The 12,217-nt window shown below is 48.5% G+C and carries 15 protein-coding genes and 1 other RNA gene; 5 read left to right on the forward strand and 11 right to left on the reverse strand.

Annotated features, from left to right (window positions below; genetic code table 11):
- The first annotated feature begins 494 nt into the window (after window positions 1–494).
- Entirely contained in the window at window positions 495–965 is a 471-nt protein-coding gene (gene smpB, locus CZ203_RS00260; protein ID WP_087064133.1) for an SsrA-binding protein SmpB, read from the forward strand.
- Between the two features lie 46 nt (window positions 966–1,011).
- Window positions 1,012–1,366: a transfer-messenger RNA gene (ssrA, locus tag CZ203_RS00265) on the forward strand.
- 127 nt (window positions 1,367–1,493) lie between these two features.
- Here ssrA and CZ203_RS14335 read toward each other — a convergent pair.
- Together CZ203_RS14335 and CZ203_RS00270 are read right to left on the reverse strand one after the other, a co-directional pair.
- Window positions 1,494–1,667 (reverse strand): hypothetical protein, encoded by a 174-nt coding sequence (locus tag CZ203_RS14335; protein WP_159456282.1) that lies wholly within the window; start codon window positions 1,665–1,667, stop codon window positions 1,494–1,496.
- 125 nt (window positions 1,668–1,792) lie between these two features.
- On the reverse strand, window positions 1,793–2,368 hold the full coding sequence (locus tag CZ203_RS00270; RefSeq protein ID WP_087064134.1) for an SOS response-associated peptidase: 576 nt from the start codon (window positions 2,366–2,368) through the stop codon (window positions 1,793–1,795).
- Window positions 2,369–2,496: 128 nt separating this feature from the next.
- On the opposite strand from CZ203_RS00270, the gene CZ203_RS14075 reads away from it, so the two are divergent.
- The 3 genes from CZ203_RS14075 to CZ203_RS14080 all read left to right on the forward strand — a co-directional run bounded on the left by CZ203_RS14075 (window position 2,497) and on the right by CZ203_RS14080 (window position 4,381).
- Window positions 2,497–2,799, forward strand: coding sequence for a hypothetical protein (locus CZ203_RS14075; protein WP_143436017.1), 303 nt, complete (start codon window positions 2,497–2,499; stop codon window positions 2,797–2,799).
- A 258-nt stretch (window positions 2,800–3,057) separates the two neighbouring features.
- Window positions 3,058–3,492 (forward strand): Panacea domain-containing protein, encoded by a 435-nt coding sequence (locus CZ203_RS00275; protein ID WP_087064135.1) that lies wholly within the window; start codon window positions 3,058–3,060, stop codon window positions 3,490–3,492.
- Between the two features lies 1 nt (window position 3,493).
- Window positions 3,494–4,381, forward strand: coding sequence for a hypothetical protein (locus CZ203_RS14080; RefSeq protein WP_143436019.1), 888 nt, complete (start codon window positions 3,494–3,496; stop codon window positions 4,379–4,381).
- 67 nt (window positions 4,382–4,448) lie between these two features.
- Here the strand turns inward: CZ203_RS14080 and CZ203_RS00280 are convergent, their stop codons facing one another.
- From CZ203_RS00280 to CZ203_RS14085, 9 genes are read right to left on the reverse strand one after another with little or no spacing between them, the layout of a single operon-like run.
- Window positions 4,449–5,135, reverse strand: a complete 687-nt coding sequence (locus CZ203_RS00280) for a peptidoglycan recognition protein family protein (RefSeq protein WP_087064136.1) — start codon at window positions 5,133–5,135, stop codon at window positions 4,449–4,451.
- Window positions 5,132–5,317 carry a hypothetical protein gene (locus CZ203_RS00285; RefSeq protein WP_087064137.1) on the reverse strand — a complete coding sequence of 62 codons (186 nt, stop codon included), beginning with the start codon at window positions 5,315–5,317 and terminating at the stop codon, window positions 5,132–5,134. The genes CZ203_RS00280 and CZ203_RS00285 overlap by 4 nt, the downstream gene beginning before the upstream one ends.
- 13 nt (window positions 5,318–5,330) lie before the next feature.
- Window positions 5,331–5,645, reverse strand: a complete 315-nt coding sequence (locus CZ203_RS00290) for a hypothetical protein (RefSeq protein ID WP_087064138.1) — start codon at window positions 5,643–5,645, stop codon at window positions 5,331–5,333.
- Between the two features lie 18 nt (window positions 5,646–5,663).
- On the reverse strand, window positions 5,664–6,020 hold the full coding sequence (locus tag CZ203_RS00295) for a hypothetical protein (protein ID WP_087064139.1): 357 nt from the start codon (window positions 6,018–6,020) through the stop codon (window positions 5,664–5,666).
- A complete protein-coding gene (locus CZ203_RS00300; protein ID WP_087064140.1) occupies window positions 6,020–8,494 on the reverse strand; it encodes a hypothetical protein in 2,475 nt (824 codons plus the stop codon). Before CZ203_RS00300 ends, CZ203_RS00295 begins: the two co-directional genes overlap by 1 nt.
- Before the next feature lie 11 nt (window positions 8,495–8,505).
- Window positions 8,506–9,192 (reverse strand): hypothetical protein, encoded by a 687-nt coding sequence (locus tag CZ203_RS00305; RefSeq protein WP_087064141.1) that lies wholly within the window; start codon window positions 9,190–9,192, stop codon window positions 8,506–8,508.
- The gene (locus CZ203_RS00310; RefSeq protein WP_087064142.1) at window positions 9,189–9,806 is read right to left on the reverse strand and encodes a hypothetical protein; all 618 of its coding nucleotides are present in this window, start codon (window positions 9,804–9,806) and stop codon (window positions 9,189–9,191) included. The genes CZ203_RS00305 and CZ203_RS00310 overlap by 4 nt, the downstream gene beginning before the upstream one ends.
- Window positions 9,803–9,961, reverse strand: coding sequence for a hypothetical protein (locus tag CZ203_RS14340; RefSeq protein WP_159456284.1), 159 nt, complete (start codon window positions 9,959–9,961; stop codon window positions 9,803–9,805). Before CZ203_RS14340 ends, CZ203_RS00310 begins: the two co-directional genes overlap by 4 nt.
- A gap of 9 nt (window positions 9,962–9,970) precedes the next feature.
- Window positions 9,971–12,217, reverse strand: a complete 2,247-nt coding sequence (locus CZ203_RS14085; RefSeq protein WP_143436021.1) for a hypothetical protein — start codon at window positions 12,215–12,217, stop codon at window positions 9,971–9,973.

Below are 12,217 nucleotides of genomic sequence, written 5' to 3' on the forward strand. Positions count from 1 at the left end.
TTTCAGGTTCGTTTTGGTTTGCTTTGCTTTACGTTGTTTAATTTACAAGGTGCAATCTTTTTCAGCCTTTCCGGCGCTTTTCTTCACCGGAGCAGCTTATTTAGTATAGCACTCAGCAGGCCGCTTGTCAAGGGCTTTTTTTAAGGCCTTTTCTTCGCTTGCCGGCTGGCGCCGCGCCGCTGTCTGAACAGCAACTTGATTATTTTACCACACTGACCATCCCTTGTCAACATCTTTTTTCCAAAGTGTTGCGGGGCGGTTTTGTGCGGCGCCGCCTCACCGAGACAGCTTGATCAGTATACCAACCTTTCCCTCCCTTGTCAACGCTTTTTTCGTTTTTTGTCAAAGTTTTTCAGAGCCCCTGTTTTTTACCTATATTATGTAGATCCCGCGCGGCCAGAACCGGCCTTTGCCGGAATGTGTAACACAGATGACTCTTTACATTATATGTGGGGCATGCTATGATAGGTTGTACCACGAAAAAGGAGGCTGCCATGGCTACAAAGCAAGGCACGAAACAAGTCACCGCCAACAAAAAAGCATGGCATGACTACTTTATCGAGGAGAAATTTGAAGCTGGCATCGAGCTTTTCGGCACGGAAGTCAAATCCATCCGGCAAGGGACGGTCAGCCTCAAGGATTCCTACTGTATTTTCAAAGACGGCGAGCTTTTTGTGAAGGGAATGCATATCAGCCCCTATGAAAAGGGCAATATCTTTAACAAGGATCCCCTTCGCGAGAAAAAACTGCTCATGCATAAGCGTGAGATCATGCAGCTTTTCGGGAAGACCAAGCAGGACGGCTATTCGCTGATCCCGCTCAGCATTTATTTCCGGCGTTCGCTGGTCAAGGTTGAAATCGGCCTTGCCCGCGGCAAAAAGCTTCACGATAAGCGCGACAGCATCGCCGCAAGGGATGCGGCCCGTGAAATGGACCGCGCCATGAAAAGCAGAGGGCGGTATTAATTTACCGGCCCGCGCCCAACGCCTCATATTTATAATATGTATATATGGGGACGTAACGGCTTCGACGGGGGTGCGGAAGCTGGGATAGCGTGCCGTGGCGGGGCGCCACGTTAAAAGCCCCAACTGTTTATAAATTAAACAACAACAATTATTCTTTACAGGCTGCCTAATTAAGGCATAGCCCGTCCTGCCCGGGAGGACCACGGCCTGGGGCCAGGGCGTTGATTAGTGGTGAACGTGTACGGGTTAAGAGTTGCGTCCGTCATGTAAGATGACTCTACTGAAGCAGTAAGCCTGCACACCGGCGTACTGTGAAGGGAATATGAAAAGATGTGCTGCGCACGGAGAAGTCACAGTGGATGTGCTTTCGGACAGGGGTTCAACTCCCCTCGTCTCCACCACGTGAAAACCCAGTAGAATCAATGGTTCTACTGGGTTTTTGTTTTGCAATAAACCCACTTTTTAACCCACTTTTTTTCGAACTATCTACCTCATAATAAAGCCGCCCCATATAGGGCGGCTTATTTACTACCGTTTTACAATCCACCACGGATGCTCTTTCGCGACCTGCTTCCCCTCCATATACTTTCGTGCAGCCTGCTCCGTTGGGAAAGCCTTTGCATACTCCTGCAAGAACACCGCTACTCGGTGATTGTACAGATACTTGCAGCGACCGTCTACCATAATCCTAATGTAATACATAAAGTATCACCTCCAGATATAGTACAAATCCAGAAGTGTTGGTTTGTGTGGATTATGTCGAATATAGGATGTTCTTTTTTGGCTCAGACAACGTTTTATACCTTCTTTATAACATTGGTATACAATTACGCTCCCCCAGACACCTCACGATGTTCAAGCATAATTCCTGTCCGGTCAAGGATCGGCTGCACGCTATCCGGATTTGATAGCCAAGGCTGGATTTCTTCCGGCTGTAGGATCACCGGCATGCGGTTATGGATATCTGAGATTGAGGCGTTTGCCTCTGTGGTCAGGATCACATAGCGGTTTTCACCACGGAAGCAGTTAAAAAGGCCAGCCAGATATAGTGTCTCAACGCCCGGCTTCCGGAACAGGTACTTTTGCTTGCGCCCATCCTGCGACCATTCAAAGAAGCCGGAGGTCGGCACAACACACCGCCCTGTGAGTAGTGGCTTCCGGAACATCGTTTTATCCGCCGCAGTTTCCGACCGGGCGTTGATGATGACGCCGTTCCCTTTGAAATGCGGGAAACCCCAAATATACGCCTCCGGCTTACTCCCCTGCCCTTCGGCCACTAGCACGGGCGCTGTGTTCGTCGGGAATATTTCTCCGGTCTTAAACGCTTTCCCTGCATAGCCCAGATGTTCCGCGATCTCCCGCAACTCCATAGAATCCTGCGTAAATTGATATCTGCCGCACATATCTGCCCCTCCATCACTATATCTGCATTGCTCTTGAGGATAGTATGGCATCCGACACGACAAAATAATTCGAAAGGCTTGTTTTTTATTTGTGATAATGCCGGCACATACTATCCCCGGTGATGTATATGCGGAAAAAGATAGACCCGGCGAGTGGCAACGTATCGAGCGGCAAGGCTTCGCACCCTGCAAGGCCGCAGCCGGTGCCAACCATAGATGTACAGGTCAAGACCCGTACCGTAGACGGCCTGCTGCTCCCCCACGTGATCCTTTTATCGGACGGCAGGGTGTTTACCGTCGAACGCGTATATGGTAGTAGGCGTGACCCTGCACGTGATGATGCGCTACGGTATGCAGTCCGGGTCGGCGGTAGGACGAAATCTATCTGGCGGCGGGAGGACGGGACTTGGTTTGTGGAAGCAGTGAAATAAAACAGCCCCTCTAGCCATCAGGCCAGAGGGGCTTTCCCATGTTTATTTACTGAACAACTTCTTCGGTTTGTGTAATCCTCAATTCTATCAGCCTGTCGCTGGAAAATATATATTTATTATCCATTGACACAGAGTAAAAAGTAGAATATTATATAGATGAGAACAAACGTTCTTGTGTAAAAGTCTGTGGATATTCTGTTAAATTCATTGTTTTTACTTGATTGTGTGGTAAAATAGACTTGACAAGGAGGTGAGCGTATGTATTCAGCGGTACAGGTTGCACAGTATATTGTAGATAGATGTACCAAACTCGGAATGCCTATCAGTAATTTAAAGCTTCAGAAAATACTTTACTTTGCATGGATTGACTATTTTAAATCCGTTCACTCTGCGCTATTTCTGGATAATATCTGCGCTTGGCAACTCGGACCTGTGGTGCCTTCCGTATATTACGAATATTGTTCTTATGCAGGCAATCCAATCCGCGAAACGCATGATCTCACAACCATTACATTACCAGATCAAAGCGAACTCAACAACATTATTGATCGGTACATTGATATCCCTGCCAGTAAGCTTGTTGATATTTCTCATGCAATTGGAAAGCCATGGAACATAATATATCAAAACGGCGCAGGTTTGCGCAATACTATTCCATATGGCCTGATTCAGCGGCTGGAATGCGAGGCATAATATGCTATCATCTGAATCCAGAGTGCGGCAGGAGAAATTAAAGGCCTGTTTGTACCGTTTGGCCTTATATGATTTTGGTGAAGACAAAATCCCGCAAATGGTATCCGAATTAAAGGATCTATACTCCGATGGATTTCGGCATAGCTATGCTGAATTTTTTCCTATTGTGCTAGATATCTCAAAGCCTGAAAATGAATACAATGCAGATGTTCTTGCGGAACATTTAGCCCAGATTAGCCAGTATATTGAGCAGGACTATATTACCGGCGATAAAGAGTTTACTAGGCTATATCTCCCTCTGTTGAAGCTATGTGATCACCTTAATCTCGAAATAGGCCGATTAAACTATTATACAATCACTAATAACCAGGTATTGGATACCCAAAGCAAAGTACGTGAACTAACGGAGGCCGTGGATCAATCACAGTCCACTTTAGAAGATGCCGCAGCCAGAACATCGTCGCTGCAAACTGAAATGCTTACCATTCTGAGTATCTTCTCTGCAGTAGTTCTTGCATTTATTGGCGGTATGTCATTTACAGGGAAAACCCTTGAGAGCATTGGTCAATCATCTATTTATAGAGTATCGTTCATTGCTATTATTTGCGGCTTCGTAGTTTTTAACACTATCTGCGGGCTGATGTATATCATTGCTAAAATTACAGGCCGCAATATCTACACTGCATGCAGCAAACCTGGTTGTTCCTGCACAGAACCAGCCAGTACCTGTTCTCCTATTCACCGATTGAGATTACGTCTGCCGTATGTTTTTTGGGTTAATGTAATTTTGATTAGCCTTCTCTTACTGGTAGTCTTGGCATGGACAATAGATTTTCGTAATGCAGTTGAGTGCTTCCACAATATTTTACCATGGGCAACACATAGTTAGCAGCAAACAAAATAAATAGCAAGCCCCTCAGACCCAAACAGTCTGAGGGGCTTTCCCATGCCTATTTTCACTTATACAGCCCGGCGCGCCAGTTGATCACCAGGCCGCGCAGCATGTAATGCTCCAGGTCTAGCTGGCCGTCGCCGTCGCCCTTGAGGTAGCCCTTAGCGATCAGGTCGCTCACGCACTCCCGCGCCCAGTCCGGCACGTCCTGGATGGTCTTGTAAACCGTGTACATATCGTCTTCCTCCTCGATCTTCTCCGGCTTCATAACAGCCTGTTTGAATGCCGCCCACAGCTTCGGGTCAGCCACCATCGGCGCCGGGCAATCCTTGCCGGTCACGTCGTAATGCCGGAGCACCCGGGCACTGGTGATGCCGTACTTCACCATTAAGCTGCGCACGAGCAAGGCGGCGTTGTCGATGCTGCCCTGCCGCACGCGCCCGGCCTTGTCGAGTATGCAGATTTCCACGCCGATGCTGTTCGCATTGCGGCAGGACTTGTGCACATAGCTGCACGCGCCGACGTGCCAGGCGACGTCTTTATCCGGCACGCTCTGCCAAACCTCACGCTCGTCTACAAAGTAATGCGCCGATGCTTCCAGCCCGGCTTCCCGGGCAAAGTAATCCGCGTTGTTCTTCGCGGTGTCGCCCCGGTTGCCCGTGTAGTGGACGACGATAAAGCCGATGTTTGCCACGCTGCGGCTTGCGGCCTTGTAGTTCGATACGTGGGCGGTCTTGGTTTGGACGGTCATTCCTTACCGCCGTCCTTCCGGGTGAAAAAGTATGTAATGATCGCACCGTAACTCGTGCAGTACAGCGCAAGCGCCTCCTGCGGCACCTCTACGCCGCTGAACAGGATGCCGACCATCGCGCCGGTCAGTACCAGCGTGACGATGCTCTTGACATCGATCAGCTTTGCCAGTTTGTCCTTCATTTAATTTAACCCCCTATTTTACCGGCAGTTCGTCCACTGCCGCCATAAGTGTATCAAGGTCGCCGTTCCCGCCCAGGGCGTGGTAAGCATCGTGCATCTTGTGCAGCCTGCGCCGGTCATCAAAGTCCACTTTGTCATCATGGATATAACAGCGGCATAGGTATTGGATGCGGTCAAGCAGTATCACCCGCTGTCCCTCCTGCAGGGCTTTGAACTTGGCATCACCAGTGTCCTTGCGGTTCAGTTTCCACATGATCACATTGTCCAGCACCTTAATGATCGCCGCCCCGCACGCACCGGTCAGCAGAGGCAATAGTAATTCCTGCATTTCCCTCATCCCCCTTTCTTACGGAGTTATCCTATACACAACAATCCGGGAGGTCGTCCCTGTCAAAGCTCCACTTATAGAAATTCTTAATGTAAAGTTTTGATCGAAAAAACCTGAATATTTGGAATTTCCAAATGATATCGTAAGTCTACCATCACAAGACCCGTCATGATTAAGCAACGTAGTTCCTGCATACGCGCCAATCAAATTCCAACCGCTACTGATATCCCCCGCTATACCCAATTGAACTTGATCACCCTCTTTGGGCAACCAATCACTCGGGATCTGTAATTGGAACCCCGCATCACATTCACCGCTATATAAAAAGTAATCAGACGTATTCTTATTCACGATCATCGGGTTAAAGATCGGCATCAAAGCACCTCCTGCACCGTTACATAGACCGTTAGGTCATCTGCCGGTACTGTATTACACTGAAAAGTTAAACTGTCTGCTGCTTGTCCTATGCACTGTACCCCTGCATCGTTATACCCTACACGACTCGCTGATGCGGCCATCGGTAAGATAAGCTGCTTGCTTTCATCTGCCAATACACCAGAAACCGTAACTGTCTGGGCGTTATCAACCCACCCGGCTGCCGGTAACAGTATCGTAAACATCTTTGGGATTGCATGGAGTTCCAAATATTCTTTTGGCACAAGATCGTGAGGGGTCATAGGGGTGCCATCCGCACAAACCGTGCCTGAAAACCATGCGTTACCCTTCCAGTCCAGCGTATGGATATTGGCACGGCTTCCACTGTAGTCACCCGCACCGACTATGTGTGCATATTTCTTTTCAGTATCCTCAAGATTAAACTTGCCTTGGACATGTTGAGAATCCCCACTTGCAATGGTTCCGTTGCCCTCTGCATGGGAGTATTTACCACTCGCTGTAGTATCAAACCCTTCCGCATGTGATCCGCTACCACTTGCTGTAGTGCTTAGCCCTTCTGCATGAGAGTGAGCCCCACTTGCTGTAGTCCCATTTCCTTCTGCGTGTGAATAATCACCAATTGCGTCTGTTTCACAGCCTTCCGCATGTGAGCAGAATCCGCTTGCTTCATTTTTATGATATGCAAGATAATCTTCGTATAAATTGAATACTTCGGCATATTGAGAACCTTTGACTTGCCTACCTGCAAATGTGGGTATAACCATTACGCCATCTTCAACCTGTACATCACTTCTAATAGGCAGGTATTTTAAATCTATTTTATGTATATCGACACTATAATGCGAGATAGTGATTGAATGGGTTGCACCAGTTAATGTAGTGCCAATCTGAAACATATCTTCTACTATAATGAACAAAAACGGTTCTTTTGTATCTTCAAACCCGGTATGAACGATATGCATATTGCCGATTGCAATCTTGCCTTCCACTGTTTTCGCTATACAGAAATACGCATCCCCATCAAATAAAACAAGATACGTTTCGCCCGTAATGAATGTGTTTTCAACCGACCCTGTCGCGGCAAATACTTGCTCATTCCCTTCTGTCGCTACAAAGCTCAAAGAAGGGTTTGAATACTTTACAACCGACTGTGGAGTATCCGTAAAGAATGGCCTGTTCTTTATAAAAGCAGGATTTGATTCATCATTCATCTCCCAATCCGACTGTGTTGCGATCCAATCCACCCCAACAGCACCCGCATCAACCGGGTTGCCCGATATATTGAGGAGCGGCTTAAACAATGCTGTCTTGCCGCTGCCCGTTATCGCATAAAACCCGTTACCGTAAGGTGTAATTGTCCCTGATGTTGGCATTACTGAAATAGATAATTCGTCCCAGGTCACACCGTCATCAGCGGAGTATTTAACATATCCCGGATTCCCATGGAGCAACAAATAACCCTTTCCGTTGTTTGCTACATCGTAGATAAAATGAGTGTTGGGGATGTCAATCGTTTCCCAGGTGTTGAAAGACGTTGCGCCAGTCGATTTAGTACCGCGTGTCACCTTACCTCGGTTATTGCCATCTAGCAGTATGATCGACATGCCATTGGTAGCAACCTTCGTCTCCATTGAAAATCCTACCGGCGGTGACGGCCAAACCGGGTTAAAATTCGTGACACCGGTATCAGAAAAGTACCCATAATATAGAACGCAGCTTTGCACATCCCCTTGCTTAGCCAAAACATACACTACACCGTTATCAATTGCGACGCCCGCATAACTCGGGTTAACCAACCCATTTATTTGTGATACGTTCCACGTATCTTCAACGCCCATACTTACCATGGCAGCGGGGATAATGTTACCACTAACATCTGTGCCGCCCATGCTGGTGGCCACCATGCACTGTGAATCATAGGCTAAGTCACTCCAATAGCCCTTACATGGGAATGGTTTTTCTGTCCATGTGACACCATTATCTTCTGAGACCGCATAAACCTCTGCGCCGTCTGCGAGTGCAATAAAGCTTGTCTTATGCACCCCCAGTTTAGACCAGTATCGGTCTGATGGTAATTGTGTCCGTGTCCAGCTCAGGCCGCCGTCAGTGGAGTATGCGGCATCCCTGCCGGTTGTATCGGTGATCATACTCCCATCATCCGGGATTAGCGCATACCTTCCACATAATGCGGCGAGTGCTTTGCCATTATCCGCAACACCAACCCAATCATACGCAACAACCATCCCCTGCTCTTGCCGGCCTATATTGGGTAATGTCCGATACTCCTGGGGAGACATACTGATTTGCGCGTACTTCGTATTAACTTCCGTGATTGCCGCCTGTTTGGCCTGGTCAGCCTTTTGCTGCGCCCCATCAGGGGTTTCTTTGGAGTCCAAAGCAGACTTGATTTTCCGCCAAAAGTATGTAAGCCCGTCTTTACTTAAAAAGTTCATACCAAGCCCCCTTAAGAAGCTACAATGGTGTCAATTTCCGCATTCGTGATCGATTCGACTTCAAACGCAGCACCGAGGGCGTCCCAGGCTTCACCCGTCCACGCGTAATTCATACCGGTATCTTCAACGTTCCAAACATCGCCAACCGCATTCCCTTCTGCCGGGAGGGCTGCGTAATTGGCTTTACTGCCCTTGTACTTATACATAGACGTGATATCACTTTTCAAAGCATAGGTATCCGCTGAACCGAAACCTGCAAGTTTTACATAATCCGCCTTGCTCATCAACCCGTCAGCTTCCGAAGTTGCCGCGATGTAGGTCGTATCCGTAAACTTTGCATCAGCAGGTACATTGGCGGCAACCGTATGCCCATTGACTTTCTGTGCATCGTCAACCACGCCATCACCGTCTTTGTCATACACGGCCTTCAGCATGTCGCCACCACCGGCATTTGTCACGCTATCATCTACATATTTTTTTGTTGCGGCATGGAGGTCTGCGGTGGGTTCGCCATCAAGGGTGAGTTTGCCGGCCATCGTGCCGCCCGACTTGTCCAGCTTCCCCGCAAGCGCAGCCTTTTCAGCATCGGTGTAATCGTTTGTGGACAACCCCTTGCCTTCCACCTTTGGCACAAACACCGCCTTGATTTTCGTCCAGACATACAGCAAGCCGTCCGCGTCCAAAAACTTTTTGCTCATCGTAGTATTTCCTCCAGCTCAATATTTGTAATTATCTCAACCGATGCCCCGCCGCTTGCGGGCACACCGGTATTGACCCCGCCGATATACCAATAGCCCTCGCGGATTTCTGGTGTCTCCCCCCGTGCGGGTATGCCGCTATCCGTATACATGTCCCCAGACCAAACCAGCCATGTACCTGTATCCCCAATGCAAGGCGGATGCAGGGCAATCGCTTCTGCCTGCTCCTTGATATTGGTTACCCTTGCTTCTATTTGCTCAAACTCAGTAGGTAACGGATCGGGGAAGGCTTCCGATGCATTGATACTATCCCCTACATATAAACAAAACTGGTTTGAGTGCCTTACCTGCTCCCCGTTTATACCACGCAACTGGCACCGGTATAGGCCATCTGTCGCCAACATAGAGCGGGTAAGGGAGACCGATAGCATATTATTATCCCGTATGAGGTCAATAACATTTTTGGCACCGCCTGTCTCTACATCCAGCTTAAATGACCATCCCGGTTCAACATCTACCCCGATCTCGAGATCCCTAGTCCCATGGTCTTGCTCATACGCAATGGTTTTGTCATCGTCCGGCACATAGACAAACCACTCTTTCATGGTAATCATGCTTTTGCCTCCAGTTCAGCAACACGTGCCTTTAGGGTCTCAAGTTCGGTCTCCAGCGCTGTATATTGCGTGCTGAGGGTGGCCGCATCCGCAAGAACCTGATCCAACGCACGGTCAAAATCCTCACCAGAATATTTACTCGTGTAATATGCCATTGTTTCACCTCACACCACAATCTGTCTCCCGTATTTATCAAGGATCATTTTACCGTTTTTGTCTACCAATGCGCCGGATTCGCTCCCGGGTTTTGGCTGCCGGTAGTACAAAATTACACAGCCTGGCGCGCCTTTGCCGCCATCCCCGCCGAGACCGCCGACCGCAGTATCCCCGCAATATGTCCAACCATTAATGGTATCTACCGCCTTGCCGTATCGTTTTGAAATTAGGGCAAGGCCATGGCCGCTGGCTCCGCCGCCGCCATACCCGCCGCGGCCACCATTACCATATACTGATGCTGGATGTGGAATCTTTGTTGCCGATGCGCCGTTCAGGCCTGAGGTGCCCCTAGCCATAACGCTTAGTGTCCTAGTGCCTTGCCCGGAACCGCTAACAGAGCCAACCGAAGTGCCGTCCGACCCGTTTTGACCCGCAGCTGCACCACTGCCAGTATTATACGATGCCAGCGCAGTGGCATAACCATCTGTCAGGCCTGCTGACCCTCCGCCAGAAACAGATTTCCTAACGCGCGTTATGGTGCCACCATCCATCTTGTTTGTACCAGAGCGCCAAGTAACCCCATCTTCATCGGTAACGGAACCGCCTGATGAGACATTTAGTATGTTATCTTCATTTACTGACGATGACACGCCGCCCGAACCCTTCCCGCCTGCAATCCCCGTTAACCCCTTGCACGCATAAAGGTTCCCCGTAAACAAGTCCACATAGCCTGTATCTGAAAATGTCCCGTCTTTAGATGACAGCTTTCCAAAAGTGGTTTCACCACCATCTCCCCCTTCTTGATTCGAGGTACTATATGGTGCCCCTGCACCGCCTGCCCCAATATTTATAGGGAATACTTGCCCTGCGGATACGTCTAAACTGGCCTGCAAGACACGCCCCCCATGCCCTCCCAGGCCGCCACTACCGCCAGATCCACCTATCCCAATTCCATACCCGCTATATTGTGCCGGTGCCATACCAGAGTCTGTAAACGATGCAGTTACTTTTGTGCTGTCGCCGCCCTTTGTACCACATCGCCCCCCTTGCCCTCCACCGATTAGGACTACCCGCACGCTGGTAACGCCCTCCGGAACCTTCCAATCGCTGGATTGATCGACTATTTCACTTCGGTCATAATATTCCGTTTCTCCAATTGTGACAGGGGAGTATCCTAACAACACTTTTTCAGTTGCCCTTAACCTGCCTGACAAATTAATATCTGCGCTTTTAATACACCCGCTTTTTGTCCCTCCATATGGGTGCGCAATACTAACAACATCACCAGGGGATTCCCATTGAGTTACAACATCGTTACTAATTTGCTCTGCACAGGCGTAATATGCCGCCAATCGCTCTGCTACTGCATTCGCATTTGCTAATGAGACCAATGTAGCAGATTCCACTTTCACAATGTTCTCCGCGTTTGCATCTGACACTTTTTTTATAACCGTGCGTGTGCTATGAACGTATTTTTGTCCCGTAAGCGTCCCATTCCCTGTGCTCACAATGGCGTAATTTGCATTGCTTTCAAGAATTGAGAACCCAGTTGCAGTAAGGGTGTGGCAGGGTTCATCGAAAACGATCCTGTCATTGTCTGATGTAGTCCCGTTGAACAGGGTTACTTCCTCGTTGCCTTCCGTATATTGGTGCTCTGTAACAACAACCTGCGTAACTGGCGTATCATACTGGACAGACCCACCCTCAAACATGTGATTGCTGTCGATAACAGATGACTGGCCATCCCACAACCCTTCTACGCGCAGCACACCATTATAATCTACTTTGACCGTTGCACCAATTGCAAAAAGCACCTGCGATAGATTGTCACGGCGGGATGCTATGGGTAACCACCCATATAGTGCAATGTTTTTTAAACTATTTTTAATATTTACCCTATATGGTGTGCAAATTTCTGTAACAGCCTCTTCAACTGTTTGCCCGCTATAAATCCCCCCGTTATGGTCAGTCTGGTCTAGTAGCCCTATCGTAGATGTACATTCAAATTTATATTTGTTTATGGTAAGGCGGGATATGTTCTGCACATAGTAAGTACCTATCTGTATATCGTTATAAAAATATGTAAGCGGGGCATTGCGGGCAAAATGCGTCAAATCATTATCGCTTTGGATTTCAACTTCAAACGTATCAATTTCCAGTGAGTCAGATAATAAAGAACAAGATCGATATAGGTTCCCATTCTTTATATCGTTATGCTCAAATACATTCCCCTCATAAACGATGCGGTTCCCCAC

This window comes from Intestinibacillus massiliensis (assembly GCF_900155735.1).
Lineage (GTDB): Bacteria > Bacillota > Clostridia > Oscillospirales > Butyricicoccaceae > Intestinibacillus > Intestinibacillus massiliensis.